At 55.2% G+C, this 14,976-nt stretch carries 16 protein-coding genes; 8 read left to right on the top strand and 8 right to left on the bottom strand.

Annotated elements, in window-relative coordinates:
* Positions 1 to 44 precede the first annotated feature (44 nt).
* The 3 genes from ACC569_RS04020 to ACC569_RS04010 all read right to left on the bottom strand — a co-directional run bounded on the left by ACC569_RS04020 (position 45) and on the right by ACC569_RS04010 (position 3,029).
* Positions 45 to 1,289, bottom strand: coding sequence for a lipoprotein-releasing ABC transporter permease subunit (locus ACC569_RS04020; protein WP_372522209.1), 1,245 nt, complete (start codon positions 1,287 to 1,289; stop codon positions 45 to 47).
* A 91-nt stretch (positions 1,290 to 1,380) separates the two neighbouring features.
* A complete protein-coding gene (locus ACC569_RS04015) occupies positions 1,381 to 2,541 on the bottom strand; it encodes a CapA family protein (protein WP_372522208.1) in 1,161 nt (386 codons plus the stop codon).
* Between the two features lie 14 nt (positions 2,542 to 2,555).
* Positions 2,556 to 3,029 (bottom strand): DciA family protein, encoded by a 474-nt coding sequence (locus ACC569_RS04010; RefSeq protein WP_372522207.1) that lies wholly within the window; start codon positions 3,027 to 3,029, stop codon positions 2,556 to 2,558.
* A gap of 117 nt (positions 3,030 to 3,146) precedes the next feature.
* Here ACC569_RS04010 and ACC569_RS04005 point away from each other — a divergent pair, with 117 nt between their 5' ends.
* From ACC569_RS04005 to ACC569_RS03990, 4 genes are all read left to right on the top strand, one after another.
* Entirely contained in the window at positions 3,147 to 3,857 is a 711-nt protein-coding gene (locus tag ACC569_RS04005) for a YggS family pyridoxal phosphate-dependent enzyme (protein WP_372522206.1), read from the top strand.
* An 898-nt stretch (positions 3,858 to 4,755) separates the two neighbouring features.
* Positions 4,756 to 5,625: an ADP-polyphosphate phosphotransferase gene (locus tag ACC569_RS04000; protein WP_372522205.1), complete on the top strand. Its 870-nt coding sequence runs from the start codon at positions 4,756 to 4,758 to the stop codon at positions 5,623 to 5,625.
* A gap of 236 nt (positions 5,626 to 5,861) precedes the next feature.
* Complete coding sequence (locus tag ACC569_RS03995) at positions 5,862 to 6,089, top strand: sulfurtransferase TusA family protein (RefSeq protein WP_372522204.1); 228 nt, start codon at positions 5,862 to 5,864, stop codon at positions 6,087 to 6,089.
* Positions 6,090 to 6,159: 70 nt separating this feature from the next.
* On the top strand, positions 6,160 to 6,360 hold the full coding sequence (locus ACC569_RS03990) for a hypothetical protein (protein WP_372522203.1): 201 nt from the start codon (positions 6,160 to 6,162) through the stop codon (positions 6,358 to 6,360).
* Between the two features lie 131 nt (positions 6,361 to 6,491).
* Here the strand turns inward: ACC569_RS03990 and ACC569_RS03985 are convergent, their stop codons facing one another.
* The 5 genes from ACC569_RS03985 to ACC569_RS03965 all read right to left on the bottom strand — a co-directional run bounded on the left by ACC569_RS03985 (position 6,492) and on the right by ACC569_RS03965 (position 10,394).
* On the bottom strand, positions 6,492 to 7,154 hold the full coding sequence (locus ACC569_RS03985) for a hypothetical protein (RefSeq protein WP_372522202.1): 663 nt from the start codon (positions 7,152 to 7,154) through the stop codon (positions 6,492 to 6,494).
* Positions 7,144 to 7,476 carry a hypothetical protein gene (locus ACC569_RS03980; protein ID WP_372522201.1) on the bottom strand — a complete coding sequence of 111 codons (333 nt, stop codon included), beginning with the start codon at positions 7,474 to 7,476 and terminating at the stop codon, positions 7,144 to 7,146. Before ACC569_RS03980 ends, ACC569_RS03985 begins: the two co-directional genes overlap by 11 nt.
* Positions 7,477 to 7,511: 35 nt before the next feature.
* Entirely contained in the window at positions 7,512 to 7,865 is a 354-nt protein-coding gene (locus ACC569_RS03975) for a hypothetical protein (protein ID WP_372522200.1), read from the bottom strand.
* A gap of 20 nt (positions 7,866 to 7,885) precedes the next feature.
* The gene (locus tag ACC569_RS03970; RefSeq protein ID WP_372522199.1) at positions 7,886 to 8,479 is read right to left on the bottom strand and encodes a hypothetical protein; all 594 of its coding nucleotides are present in this window, start codon (positions 8,477 to 8,479) and stop codon (positions 7,886 to 7,888) included.
* A gap of 1,030 nt (positions 8,480 to 9,509) precedes the next feature.
* Complete coding sequence (locus tag ACC569_RS03965; RefSeq protein ID WP_372522198.1) at positions 9,510 to 10,394, bottom strand: DMT family transporter; 885 nt, start codon at positions 10,392 to 10,394, stop codon at positions 9,510 to 9,512.
* A 45-nt stretch (positions 10,395 to 10,439) separates the two neighbouring features.
* Between ACC569_RS03965 and dapC the strand changes: the two genes are divergently transcribed.
* From dapC to ACC569_RS03945, 4 genes are all read left to right on the top strand, one after another.
* Entirely contained in the window at positions 10,440 to 11,648 is a 1,209-nt protein-coding gene (dapC, locus tag ACC569_RS03960) for a succinyldiaminopimelate transaminase (protein WP_372522197.1), read from the top strand.
* 61 nt (positions 11,649 to 11,709) lie between these two features.
* On the top strand, positions 11,710 to 12,531 hold the full coding sequence (dapD, locus tag ACC569_RS03955) for a 2,3,4,5-tetrahydropyridine-2,6-dicarboxylate N-succinyltransferase (RefSeq protein WP_372522196.1): 822 nt from the start codon (positions 11,710 to 11,712) through the stop codon (positions 12,529 to 12,531).
* A gap of 184 nt (positions 12,532 to 12,715) precedes the next feature.
* Positions 12,716 to 13,846 carry a succinyl-diaminopimelate desuccinylase gene (gene dapE, locus ACC569_RS03950; protein ID WP_372522195.1) on the top strand — a complete coding sequence of 377 codons (1,131 nt, stop codon included), beginning with the start codon at positions 12,716 to 12,718 and terminating at the stop codon, positions 13,844 to 13,846.
* 284 nt (positions 13,847 to 14,130) lie between these two features.
* On the top strand, positions 14,131 to 14,928 hold the full coding sequence (locus tag ACC569_RS03945; protein ID WP_372522194.1) for a Stp1/IreP family PP2C-type Ser/Thr phosphatase: 798 nt from the start codon (positions 14,131 to 14,133) through the stop codon (positions 14,926 to 14,928).
* Positions 14,929 to 14,976: the final 48 nt, after the last annotated feature.

Genomic DNA, 14,976 nt, shown 5'->3' with positions numbered 1-14,976 from the left:
TTTGTCGGTCTTGCCGGCCTTGCCGGATTTTTCAGTGCGCTTGCTCATTCGTAGCGCAAGGCCTCGGCCGGCTGCACCTTGGAGGCGCGCCAGGCCGGATAAAGCGTGGAAAGTAAGCTCAGGATTAATGAAGACCCGGACACCCACATAACATCCATCCAATGCAGATCAGATGGCAGCTTACTGATGAAATACACGTCTCCGGGAACGAAAGAGGTATTAAACAGGTGTTCAATTCCTTGCACTATCGTTTCTACATTGAGCGCGAGCAAAATGCCACACAGAGTGCCAACCAGAGTCCCGACTATTCCAATAATAGAACCATGTACAAGAAATATGCCTAATATGCTCTTTGGACTCGAACCAAGCGTGCGCAAAATGGCAATATCAGATTGTTTCTCCGTAACCACAACCACCAGCGTAGAAACCACGTTGAACATCGCCACGATAACAACAAGAAGTATGATCACGAACATCACAATTTTCTCGATCTTGAGCGCGCGGAAAAAATTGCCGTGCTCGCGCGTCCAGTCGCGCGCCATATAGTTCGGACCCAGCCCCGCCGCCAGCGTCTCGGCCACGCGCGGCGCGGCATCGAGATCATTGAGCTTCAAACGCAGGCCGCTCACCTGGTCACCCATCTGATAGAGCTTCGCGGCGTCGTCGAGGTGCATCAGCACCAGACCGCTGTCGTATTCATACATGTCCATCTTGAAGATGCCGACCACGGTGAAACGCTTGAAGCGCGGGATGATGCCGGCGGGCGTGGCCAGCGCCTGCGGAATGATCAGCGACACCTGCGAGCCGATCGCAAGATCGAGTTTCCACGCGAGCGCGCTGCCGATCACGACGCCGAATTCTCCGGGCTTGAGTGCCTCGAGGCTGCCGTCGATCATGTGGCTGCCGAATTCCGACACCTGTTTCTCCTCGGCGGGCAGGATGCCGCGCGCCATTACCCCGCTCACGCCCTGGCCGCGCGACACCATGCCCTGACCGGTGATGTACGGCGCGCGCCCTTTCACGTTCGGATTCTTGATGTTCCCGGCCACCGCGCGCCAATCATGCAGCCCGCCGGTGGTTTCGGTGATCGTGACGTGCGAGATCACCTCCAGGATATGTCCGCGCAGCTCCTTGCCGAAGCCGTTCATCACCGACAGGATCGTAATGAGCGCGGTAATGCCCAGCGTGATGCCGATGATCGAGATGAGCGAAATGAAGGAGATGAAATGACTGCGTTTACGGGAGCGCGTGTAGCGCAGTCCGATGAACAACTCGAGCGGGCGGATCATGTCCCGGCATTAAACACAGATGCAAGAGTTCGCACAAGTCCCTTTTGTTATCGTTTCCGCGCGTGCGGCGTGACGCTTTCCCGATTGTGTCCTAATTGTTACCCGCCGTCAGTACCGCGACGCCATCGCGGTTTTCGAGCGCCGTTTGACGCGCTTGCGATAGCTGCTGCAAATTCTCCACCACTTCCGCGGCATCGTGCCCCGACAGCGGCCGGGGCTGGAACACGACCTCGGCGTTCCTCACGTTGATCGGCAGGAGGCGCAGTTCGCTCCATTGCCGGTCGCGGAACGTGAGCAACGCAATGGCGCTGCGCGTGGCGGTATTGCTGAAGGAACCGAAGGCAAAGTTGCCGAGGCTATACAGGATCACGCCGTCCTTGTAGCGCTCCACGGCTTGCAGGACGTGCGGATGGTGTCCCAGCACGGCGTTCGCTCCGGCATCGATGGCCGCATGGGCCAACTGCACCTGGTAGTCGCGCAGTTCGGTCTTGCCCTCCTGGCCCCAATGGAATGAAACCACCACGATATCGGCCTTCTGGCGCGCCGCCGCCACGTCTGTCCGTACGTCCTGCTCGTGACCGAAGGCGGTACCGGGCTTGTCCGGCCCGGCCCAGAATTCCTCGGGAAACGTCAGGGAATAGGCCAGAAACACCACCGTGGCCCCGCCCTTCACCATATATACCGGTGCACGCGCCTCGGCCAGATTCCGCCCGGCCCCGACCCCGTGAATCCCCGCCTTTTCCAGGGCGGCACGAGTGTCTTCCAGACCTTGCGGGCCGTAATCGAGGCTGTGATTGTTGGCCAGCGACACGATATTGAAGCCCGCCCGCGCCAGCGCCGGAGCGACCTTGTCCGGCGGCGAGCGGAAAACATATTTTTTGGGCGTCTCGGTCGCTCCGCCCTCGGTCAGCGGGCCTTCCAGATTGCCAAAGACGATTTGTGCCTGCTTGAGGAGGGACTGGGTCCGCTCGAAGGGATAGTCGTAGCCGTACTTCTGCATCTCCGGCCCGGCCGTGCCGCCGAGCATGATGTCGCCGACCGCGGCGATGTGGACTTCCGAAGCTTCAGCTTTCGATGTTCTGGCGGTGTTGAATTCGGATGGCGCGGCCTGCGGCGCGACCGGCGCGGACGCGGAACTCGAGGCAGATTGTCTGGCCGGCGGTGGCGATGACGGCGGCGTAACCGGAGCGGCGGCGCAGCCCGCCACCAGGACACACAGGAACCACTGGCCGGCGTGTCGGAACAGGCGCATGCAAAAAATTAAATCTATCTTTTCGGCTGCGGTTGCTTGTCGCGCGCGCCGGCCAGCCGGATGAGCGACTTGCGCAGCGCCGGGTCGACGATATCGTCCGCCACGCTCTTAATAAGGTGGGCGGCGGTGTCGGGGATACGGCTCGGCAGAAGCACTTCGCGTTTCTTTTCCAGCGGCCCGCGTGCACGCTCGGGCAGCACCCGTACGTACAGCTCCTGCAAATCCTGGAAATAGGGATCGGCGCGCAACCGGTCCATGATATCCGCCTGACTGTGGCGCAGACGGCTGGCCCAGGCCGAGGTATCGGCGCGCAGGCTCAGGCGGCCGTTGTCGTAACTGACGGGGAAACTGTGCGAAACCAGCGGCTCGCCCACATTCGCCTTCCAGTGCGACAACAGGCTGGAGAGCTTGTCCATGTGAACTCCCGCCCGGTTCAACACCGTGGAGGGCAGATGAGCGCCTACGTTCTTAAGACCGTTCCTTGTCATTTGTCAATCGCCTTGCGCCATCGTCGATTCACTGCGGGCGATCATTATCTCCAAATTTTTTTCGCGCGCAACGTTGACAAGTGAATTTATTTTTCAAATCGCGGTAACATGCAATTTATGAACCAGAGTGTTGGTGCGATCGCAAGCAATTTATTTCGTGTTCGGCAATCAATCGCCGAGGTTGCACACACATGTGCTGGAAGTTCCGACGCTATCCGGTTGATTGCGGTATCAAAAGGTCATCAAACCTCCGCGGTTGCTGCGGCAATCGCCGCCGGTCAGAAATATTTTGGCGAAAACACTTCGCAGGAGGCGTTAACAAAAATTCCGCACTTTCAGAATCAGGGACTTGAGTGGCACTTCATCGGCCATCTGCAAACCAACAAGGCGAAATTCATTCCGGGAAATTTTTCCTGGCTGCATTCGCTCGACAATCTTGATCTCGCGCGTAAACTTTCCCGACGCGCGCAGGAAGTATCAGCAAACATTAATATACTGATTGAGGTCAACGTCACCCGCGATCCCAAAAAACACGGCATCGCGTCTGATGCACTCCCTGATTTCATTGAACAATTACTGAAGGAAAACCTCCCCGCCCTTTCCCTGCGAGGCCTCATGACCATCGGCCCGCACGCCGCCCCGGAAAATGAGATCCGTGGATGTTTTGCCAAGCTACGCGAGCTGCGTGACGAGTGCCGCAAGCGCTACGCCCTGCCCGACTTCACCGAGCTGTCCATGGGCATGAGCGGGGACTACGTGGAGGCGGTCAAGGAAGGTGCGACGATGCTGCGGGTGGGTACGGCGATATTTGGGGAAAGGGATTATTGACCAGGCACGATCGTTCTTGAACGAAGGCAATCTGTAACGGAAGTTTAAAGCGTGGCGCATGAACGCAAACCCAGACAAAAGAGACCGAAAACGAAAAATGATTACGCGTAGCAGCATGGAAATATCATCGGTGGCCGTTGCCGGCCTTCGTCGCCATGGCCCGGCATATTGTTTTGCGATTCTCATGGCCGTCTCTGTCCAGGCTTGCACTCAGCGGATGTGGTATGAGGGGGCTAAGCAGAGTCATCGAAACGAGTGCAACAAGGCTCCGCCATCCGAGCGCGAACAATGTTTAAGAACTATGGATAACGATAGCTATGACGAGTATCAGAGAAAAAGACAGGAGGAAATCAAAAAGGACAACTAGGGAAGCCCTGAACAAGTCCACCGTTCGCCCTGAGCCCGTTCGTGCTTCGGCAAGCCTGTCCTGAGCGCAGTCGAAGTACTCAGCACGAACGGGCTCAGGGCGGGCCCAAGGTAGAAACGGGATCGGACTGTTTCTAACTCTGGGGTATGCATTACCCCATGGAACCCCGGGCAGCCTTCTTAGCCCGCTTCGCAGCGCGTTTTTCCTTCATGGTCTTCTCCGGGGTCTTCTTGGTCTGCTTCTTACTGTCCATGCCTTTACTCATCGTCTTGCTCCTGAGTGGTTGAGATCGTGATTTTGCCCGCAAAACGGATGAATCGCCAGCGGCGGCTCGACAAGATCGCCGACGGACGTGATTCCCACGGGAAAGCAGAAAATAGGACAGACTACTGAGGTGTCCATCTCCAGACTTTGCACCCGTTTAATGAGGTCCTCCGTTTCGTTCTTCGGGCTGTTGACGCCTGGCAAAGCCGGGCACATTCTAGGTAATCGAATATTGCCCGTGCCGCCAGGACCGCCGAGAGGATTGAAATGAAAATCAAATTCAAGGATTACCGCGTGCACGAGGGCGAAAAGGTCAAACTCAAAAAGTGGCCGACGAAGGTCAAGCCCGTATACCAGTCCAAGAAACAGTATCAAGAGCTCCTGGGAGAACAGGTTGAGCAGCTTAGCTCGCTGCAACGTTTGCTGTACGCGTCCAACCGCTACGCGCTGCTGCTGATATTCCAGGCGATGGACGCCGCCGGAAAGGACGGCGCCATCCGGCACGTGATGTCCGGCGTCAACCCGCAAGGCTGCCAGGTGTTCAGCTTCACACATCCGAGCGCCAAGGAACTGGATCACGATTTTCTATGGCGCACCACGCAATGCCTGCCGGAACGCGGCCGGATCGGCATCTTCAACCGGTCTTACTATGAGGAAGTCCTGATCGTGCGCGTACATCCGGAGATTCTCCACAGGCAAAACATCCCGGATGAACTGCTCGACGGGGAAACGGTGTGGGAGGAACGGTTTCGCTCGATCCTGGATCTGGAAAACCACCTCGACCGCAACGGAACCAGGATCATCAAGTTCTTCCTGCATCTTTCGGAGAAAGAGCAGCAAAAGCGCTTCCTCCAGCGCATCGAGGATCCGGAAAAAAACTGGAAATTCAACATGACGGATGTCGAGGAACGGAAATACTGGAAAGAATACATGAAGGCCTATGAGGAATGCCTGAGCGCCACCAGCACCGACCACGCGCCCTGGTATGTCGTTCCCGCCGACGACAAGCTGAACGCCCGGTTGATTATTTCTTCGATCATTCTCGACACGCTGAAAAAACTCAAAATGAGCTATCCGGCCACGGACAAGGCGCGCCTCCAGGAATTGCGGTCGATCCGCGAATTGCTTGAGAAATAAGACCCGGCGCGCACCGGGTAATATCCAGAGGGATGCAATAAAGATGCGGGTCCAAGGGGACTTCGGCGGAGTCTGAATAATTTCCCCCGATCCCGTTTAATCTGTCCGGGCTAACGTACCCAAGGCGGGCGTATTCGGGATGTTAGGGAAATTGACCTATATAATGCTCGTCTATAATTACATGGCGTTTCGTCAATGGCCGTGACGAGACTTTGCCGTTAACCTAGGAGAAACCCATGGCAGATTACGAGCTTGACCTGCGCGGACTGAGTTGTCCGCTGCCCGTCATGCGCATGAGGAAAAAACTGGAATCGATGACGAGCGGACAGACGCTGTGCATCCTGTCGTCGGAGCCCGGGTCTGTTCGGGACATCAATGCCTACGTAAAAAGTTCGGGTGATACGTTACTCGAGTCGAAAAAGAATCCCGAGGGCGATTTCGAATTTTTGCTGAAGCGGATATAAATAAAATCACCCTTTGCCCTCGGCCGTCTTTTCGACATCAGTTGAACCAAGAGAGTATCGGCAGAATGCCATGACAAACAACGACAATTCCGACACGCCTGCCTTTAATGGCCGTAATCGCCGTAAAATAGCGCGGCGCTTAGAAAAGGACCGACGCGATAACATGCGCTGGGAACTGGACAATCCCATCCGGCGCAAAAGCCCGGGGCGTCGCGTCTTCGATCGGTTACTGCACGCCCTGCACGCGTTGGATCGAACGCTAAAGAAATAGCTTTGTATTCGCAATTCCCTATAACTGGATGTTTAATTATGTTGCCGGGGGAGCTCAGCGACATCTACGGGGTCACAAAAGAACAGCAAATACTGCATAGCCTGAAATACTGGGGAAACAAGGAAGACTCACTACAGCTTTGTCACTAGCTCAGAATACGCAGTAACTATAAATGGCATTACCGGCTTTATGATTCCCATCGAAACAACTACAAGTGGGTTATGTGCCGATGTATCGCCCAGAAATTTTATTCCTTCGATCTCATTAGCTGTTTTTGGCATCAAAAAAGGTTTGCCGTGCACGGTATGACCAGCTGCCATTTTTAGCATAGCATTTAAGCCAATAAAACCACCATTTGGATCTTTTAGCTTATCGGCAATACCATTTTTAGCAAATGTTAAAAAGATTAACTTTTCGAGAATCTTTCTCAAGAGGAATGCAGTGCATGTACCACTTTTCCCATAATTCAACCTCAAATCTTCCAATTCATATTGGAATTCTTTTTCAAGCGCCTCAATAAGTTCGGCAGGAAAGATTTCTTTATTAAGGGTAATTCTGGTAGATGCAGTTCTTTGGATATAAGAACGACTACCTTTTGGGCCACGTCTTGTCAGAAATGGCGCTCGCATTAATGCCATGCGTAACGTGCCAGCTGGAGGATTGCATCCTAAATGATGCCCAAGTTTTTTCTGGATTTGGTCGAAGTTCTTTTCATCAGAGAAAAATCCTGCTGTCCAAAGTTCCTTCAAGGCGCCCGGCACACTGTGACCTAATTCTTCCTTTTTACCAGACATATGCTTGATAAGTTTTATCGTTAATATTCTTCATTGCTTTTCTGAGTTCCCGCCGTTTTGCAAGTCGTAAAAGTGCCATTGAAACACGATTCAATTCACATCCGTATGTTTCTTGAAGTTTCTCATGGACTTCTCCTGCTGTTCTTGGCTGTGGGAAAAACCCATTTTCACGGAGCGCAACAATACGGTCAGTTAAAGTTTCCTGTTGATTATGACTAATTGTGCGTACAGATCTTTTATTTCCTGTGATTAAGGACTCAACTCGCGATAATCGTATCTCGTGATCATTAAGTATTTTCTTAACATCTTCATCTAATTTCATAGCCATGCTCCTTAGGAGCTGATTTAAATATAGGATCAACTATTAACGTAAACCCAATTTTTGCTTTCTCTAATCCTTCGTAATTCCTTTTTACGCACGAGCCGGCGTAAGGGCGTTGAAATGTGAGTTTGTGGATAGATACAGCCGAGTTCTTCTAGCTTTGCCTGAACATCAGATAGCAATCGTTTTTCTTTAAAAAAATTTTCGTGGATAAGCTCACGTAAATGCTGCATCGCGCCATGGCTTTGTCGTACAGCCGGGCGCATTGGTTCGCTCTCCTTTTTATTACCACTATGACCATAATATTGAATAATTCTATTAATCTCTTCAGGAGTGCCTTCAATTCGGACTTTTGTTCCATTGGGCAAATCGAGATTTGCGGTAGCCATATATGACTTCTCCAGAGTATTTATGAAGTACCCTTACTAGATTCAAGCTCATTAAAGTGGAGCAGTCCGGCGTTACTAATGACGTAACCATCACCAGCACGCTGCAACCACTGTTTCTTTCGTGATGGAGCTGTAAGCCACTGAATAGCTCTTGCCCAATCCGCAACTTCATTCACACGAGGAAGCTTGCTGAACTTTAGAGCCACCAATTGGCGGTAGCAGTAATCAACATCTTCAGCATTTATAGCCTTCAGGGCTGTATGCTCACGCAGGAAATTAGCTAAAATAAATGCAGTTAATTCTGTTCCCTTAAGTTCGAACCTTTCGCAGTAGCTCTTGAGTGTCTTAAGCTCCTCTACACTTAGATTTAAAGACGATTTCTTATGTGGGATTAATGTTGCTCTGTTTCCATCGCCTCGCGCCGCTTTCGCTTTGGCGCCGGCTGATTTCTTGGTATTTTTTTGAGTACGTCGAAAAGAAATCTTCTGATTTCCGCTAATTAATCTTTCTAAGAGGATCTTAAATGCCTCCGTTTTCAGAGGCTCATCAAGCTCACGAACAGCTTCTTTAGCGGTTTTAACCGCATCCGCCAACGTTTTTTGATCGGTCGCCATGTGTAATTTCCTGGATTTCGACGCTCCTATTTTTATGCCTCAGTCTTCATATGTCAAGAAATATTTTCATAAAATTATTTATTTCCTTAGTTATATGTTTATCCATGTCTAAGAGCCATATCCGCCAGATGACATTCCGTGAGATCGCATCCGTTCGACCAGAGCAGAATGTGCGTTTATTCCTCATTTTAAGGGTATAAAAAATAAACCAAACGATGCGTCCGAATAGTCCGTCAGTAGGATTCGTACGTCCATACTGATGGCAAAGATATGATAGCGTCTTAATTCATGATTATGTTTATTATTAAATACTAATGTATTATATATAATATTGATTATATGAGTAATTATATGAAATGTATTTCATAATACTTAAATTTCATACATAAATTACTATCCTATTCGTGGGCGGCCAACGCCGCCTTCATTACTCCAATGGAGTGCCGTGAGATCGCATCCGTGCTATTCCTGCTCAGGAGGCATTCGTAGCTAGGTAGACCTCACTGTTGATGCAGGTTCCTACCCCACCCCCTGAGTCAAGCCGAATCCCGAGGGAAGACGAAGCACCGGCCCGAAGGGGCGAGCGAGAGATCGCGAGCGTGCGCATCCGGCCTAGGGATAGGCCGGATGCGCGCCCGCTGAGGCGCGACCGAGGGTGATGGAACCGGCGGAGTTTAGCCGGCACTGACTCGGGGGTGTCTTTTCTTCTGGTGACTCTTCTTTGGACAAGCAAAAAAGAGTCACCCAGGGTCAGGGGCGGAGCCACCCGCCATTAGGTTTTGAGATCGCGTGCAAGGCGCACGCTACCATTCAAACCCTGTTGCTGCCCGGTGCGCAACAGAATCCGTTGCACCCGTTCGGCGGCGTGAACACACGTTAAGTGTGTTCACGAAAACCCCGCCTCACCCCGCCTTCGCGGGGACGACGCCTGGATCTCCGTCTTCGCGGTAATGACGGCTGTGCTGTGCGGTGCGCCTCACTATCTCTCAGCACACCCTGCTGGATTCACTTTTGAGGGGATGACAAGAAATTAAAAATCCTTCGGCGACGAAGCCCTCGCCGCCAAATATGCCCCCAACACTATTAACACCCCCCCTACCCATTCCCTCATCGTCACGATTTCATTAGTTAGCAACTGCTGCGATATGGCCCCGGCGACGAGCTCGATCAGTGCAATCACCGCCGAGCGGTGCACCGGCATGTGCGTCACGCCGTACTGCACCAGCACTGTCATCAGCAGGATGCCGAGTACACCCAACGCCACGGCGCCAGCAAAGATGGAGCCGGAAGGGTGCGGAACGGGCAAGGAAAAGGCCGCGATCATGATGACGCCGACGATCACGACACCGGCCCAGACGGACAGCGCCTTGGCGGCAATGGAAACATCCTGCACCTTGCGCACAATCACGTTGGACAATGCGAAGGCGAAGCCGGAGGTGAGCGCCATCCAGTCGGCCTTGCCCTGCGGCCACGGAGCACCGAGAATGGGATTCCACAGCATCAACAGCGCGCCGCTCATGGCGATAACCAAGCTGGCGAAACCCACGCGCGTGATGCGCTCGTGCAGAAACAACCTGCCCATGAGCGTCGCCCACAGCGGCGAGAGGTAGAACAACAGCAACACGCGCAGGATGTTGCCTTCCAGCACTGCCTCGACGAAGGCGATGTTGGTCCAGCCGGCGGCGAGCATCAGCAACGCCAGCATCCCCGGGCTGCGGGTGAATTCCGGGATGGTCTTGGCGGTGCGCGGCAGGCTCGCGACCAGCGCCGCGCCGTACAGCGTGAGCGTGAGCCAGATGCCGCCCAAACCGCCGCTCTCGAGCAGGCGCATGGGATACCAGATCACGCCCCACAGGGTGGCGCCGATCAGCATGGCGACAACGGGGTAAAACCGCGGCTCGTCGTTGGATGGCATCAGGCGCTTCCCGTATAATTCTATTTTCCCAACAAACCAGACGCCATGAATTCCCGGCTCGCGAGCTTACAGCCCTATCCCTTCCAACGGCTCGCCCAGCTCATCCACGGCCTCACACCGCCCGCCGGCAAGGCGCCGATCCGGCTGTCCATGGGCGAGCCGCAGCATGCCGCACCCGACTTCGTTTTGGAAGCCCTGAAGGTCAACCTCGCCGGGCTGTCGAATTACCCGACGACCAAGGGCTCGGCGGAACTGCGCCAAAGCATTTGCGCCTGGGCCACGCGCCGGTTCACGCTCGACAAGATCGCGCTCGACCCCGAACGGCATGTATTGCCCGTCGCCGGCACGCGCGAGGCGCTGTTTTCGATCGCACAGGCCGTCATCGACCGGCGCGTGAATTCGCAGCGGCCGTCCGTGGTCATGCCGAATCCGTTTTATCAAATCTACGAAGGCGCGGCGCTGCTGGCCGGCGCCAAGCCGTATTTTATGAACGCCGTGGAGGAGAACGGCTACCGCACGGACTTCGCGCAAGTGCCGGAGGAAATCTGGCAGAAGGTACCGCTGGTTTACATCTGCTCTCCCGGTAACCCGACGGGAGCGGTCCTGGCCCGCGCCGATCTCGCCGGCCTGATCGAACTGGCGCACAAGTACAATTTCATCATCGCCTCGGACGAATGTTATTCCGAAATCTATTTCGACGAAGCCAAACCGCCAGTCGGGCTGCTGCAGGTGGCGAACGATCTCGGCATCTCGGATTACCAACACTGCCTCGTGTTCCACAGCCTGTCGAAGCGTTCCAGCCTGCCGGGGCTGCGCTCCGGCTTTGTCGCCGGCGACGGCGCGGTGCTGGAACAATATCATCAGTACCGCACCTACCATGGCTGTGCCCTGCCACCGCCGACGCAGGCGGCCAGCCAGGCCGCGTGGAACGACGAGACGCATGTGCGGACCAACCGCGCCCTGTACCGCAGCAAGTTCGACGCCGTGCTGAAAATCCTGAAACCGGTGCTGGACGTGAAAAAACCCGAGGCCGGCTTTTACCTCTGGCCGCGTCTGCCTCAGGACGACGAGACCTTCGCGCGCGAGCTGTACGCGCGCGAAAACGTGCTGGTGCTGCCGGGAAGCTACCTGTCGCGCGCGACCGAGGGTGGCAATCCGGGTAAAAACCGCGTGCGCATGGCGCTGGTGCCGCCGTTGGCCGAGTGCATCGAGGCCGCACAGCGCGTCCGAAATTATGTAGAATCGTTGAAATAAAGCTACCGAATTGAGATGAAGGATTTCAGTTAAGATACCGACTAATCAAGGAAATCTATCCATGAGCGACATACAGTCCACCATCAACGAGGCCTTTGAACGGCGCGGCGCGATTACGCCGCGCAACGTGGATACCCACGTCAAGGACGCGGTGCACGAGGCAATCGACCTGCTGGATACCGGCAAGGCGCGCGTGGCTGAGAAAAAGAACGACAAGTGGGTCGTGAACGAATGGTTGAAAAAGGCGGTACTGCTTTACTTTCGCATCGAGGACAATAGCTTCATCAAGGGCGGCTATACCAACTACTACGACAAAGTGCCGTCCAAGTTCGCGGACTACAACTCCAAAAACTTCCGCGAAGGCGGCTTCCGCGTGGTGCCACTGGCGGCGGTGCGCAAGGGTGCCTATATCGCGCCGAGCGTGGTGCTCATGCCCTCGTACGTGAACATCGGCGGCTACGTGGACGAAGGCACCATGGTGGACACCTGGGCCACGGTCGGCTCCTGCGCCCAGATCGGCAAGAACGTGCATCTCTCTGGCGGCGTAGGCATCGGCGGCGTGCTCGAGCCGGTGCAGGCGGCGCCCACCATTATCGAGGACAACTGCTTCATCGGCGCGCGTTCGGAGGTGGTCGAGGGCGTGATCGTGGAGGAAGGCTCGGTAATTTCCATGGGCGTCTATATCGGCCAGAGCACCAAGATCTACAACCGCCTGACCGGCGAGGTCAGCTACGGGCGTATCCCCAAGGGCTCGGTGGTGGTTTCCGGAAATCTGCCATCCTCGGACAGCAAGTACAGCCTCTATTGCGCCGTGATCGTGAAGCAGGTGGATGAAAAGACGCGTTCCAAGGTTGGCATCAATGAGCTGCTAAGAGATATTTGATATTGAACCGCTATGGACGCCAAGAGCGCCAAGTTAAAAGCAAAATAAAAATGACAACATTCAGGTTTCTGCCTTTTGTGCTATTTGATTTCGATATTCTTTGCGTTCTTGGCATCCTTGGCGGTTTAAATCTTTTTTAAGTTTATATAAAACTTTTTATTTTTCTATCAATCAGTTGTAAACAATGACTGATAAAACACTGGAACTTGCCAAACAGCTGATCGAACGGCCGTCGCAGACACCGCGGGACGAAGGCTGCCAGGAACTCATGATCGCGCGCCTCACACCGCTCGGCTTCAAGGCCGAACGGCTGCGCTTCGGCGACGTGGACAACTTATGGGCGACTCGCGGCACGGCCAAGCCGCTGGTGGTGTTCGCCGGCCATACCGACGTCGTGCCTTCCGGCCCGCGCGAGGCATGGAAGAGCGACCCATTCAAACCGGAGGTCCGTGACGGCCATCTCTACGGGCGCGGAGCGGCCGACATGAAATCCTCGCTGGCGGCGTTTATCACCGCCATCGAAGATTTTCTGACCAGACACCCCCAGCACAAGGGCTCCATCGGCCTGCTGATCACCTCCGATGAGGAAGGTCCCGCGCTCCATGGCACGGTCAAGGTCATGGAGTGGCTTGGCAAACGCGGGATCAAGATCGACCATTGCATCGTAGGCGAACCGTCCTGCGTCCAGACCTTGGGTGACACCATCAAGATCGGCCGGCGCGGCTCCCTCACCGGCCGCATGTTCGTGCATGGCAAGCAAGGGCACGTTGCTTACCCGCAGCTGGCGAATAATCCCATTCACAGGCTGGCACCGGCGCTGGCGGAACTGACCGCGACCGAATGGGACCAGGGCAACGCTGATTTCCCCCCGACCAGCTTCCAGGTCTCGAATATCCACGGCGGGACCGGAGCCGAGAACGTCATACCAGGCAGGCTCGAGGTGGTGTTCAATTTCCGCTTCTCGACCGCGGTTACCGACACCGATCTGCGCCACCGGGTCGAGGAAATCCTGCAGCGCCACGTGGTAAATCATCAGACCCAGTGGATCCTGTCCGGGCAGCCGTTCCTGACCCGCGGCACCGCGCTGGTCGATTCCGTGCGCCGGGCCGTGAAGGAAGAGCTGGGTGTGGAGGCCAACCCGTCCACGACTGGCGGAACCTCGGACGGTCGTTTTATCGCGCCCACGGGCACGGAGGTGGTCGAGCTCGGACCGCTCAATCGAACCATCCACCAGATCGATGAGTGCATCGCGGTGGACGACCTGGGCCGCCTGTCGCGTGTTTACCGCCGAATATTGGAAAATCTCCTCGTCTGAGTAACAATAATATATACCTTGAAAATCATAATTATAAATGTTTTTTCTGGTCTATATTCTAGGTTATGTCCGGCGAATTTTGCTTGCTCCCCTGGCACCGGGCACACAGGCGAAGGACGCTATACTTTGAAAAAACCTAAAGCGCCAAGAATCGGCGACCGGCACAGACAAGGATTGGGTTGCACCCATGCATGACGTAACGATTTCCATAGGCGCCCTTGCTGCCATCGGTCTGATACCCCGAATTGCCCGTGCTCCCACCCGGAGTGCCAGGGAACGACCGCATGAATGACCTACAGATGGTCGGCCTGACCGATCCCGGCCGGGTGCGCAACAAGAACGAGGACAGTATCGCCCACATTCCCGAGGCGGGCCTGGTGGTGGTTGCCGATGGCATGGGCGGCCATCAGGCGGGTGAGGTGGCCAGCAAGCTGGCCGTGGACATCATTACCCGACATATCGTCGGCACCCTGGCCGAGGCCGGCACGGCCGGCAATGGCGCCTTCGAGGGCAAAATGATCGGCGATGCTATTCAACTCGCCAACCGCGCCATCTACGAACTCGCCCGTCAGCAGCCGGAATACGCGGGCATGGGCTCGACCGTGGTCGTCACGGTTTTTCATGGCGGGAAACTGTGGGTCGGCCACGTGGGTGACTCGCGTCTCTACCGCTTTCGCGACGGGATACTGGAGCAAGTCACTCTGGACCATTCAGTCGTACAGGAACTGGTCAGCCGCGGTCTGGTGACCGCCGAGGAAGCGCGAATGTCGGTGAACAAGAACCTCGTGACACGCGCCCTGGGCGTGGATGTCACCGTGACGCCCGACATCGGCGAACAGGCGCTGAACGACGAAGACATCTATCTGCTCTGCTCGGATGGGCTGAACGACGTCCTGGCCGACGGCGACATCGAAATGATGCTCATCGAGTATGGGCGTAATCTTGAAGCCGCCGCGCGCCGCATGGTGGACATCGCCAACGAGCGCGGCGGGCCGGACAACATCTCGGTGATCCTGGTGCGCGCCAATTGCGGCTTCGCGCGCGACCGGGAAACTCTACAGAAACTGCGTGCTCAGGTTTAAGATATTAATTACTGTTATTTTTTTGCCGTCGATAACGGGACCGGGGAA

It is taken from the genome of Sulfuricaulis sp. (assembly GCF_041499725.1).
GTDB lineage: Bacteria > Pseudomonadota > Gammaproteobacteria > Acidiferrobacterales > Sulfurifustaceae > Sulfuricaulis.
This window is presented reverse-complemented; position numbering and strand designations above follow the sequence as displayed.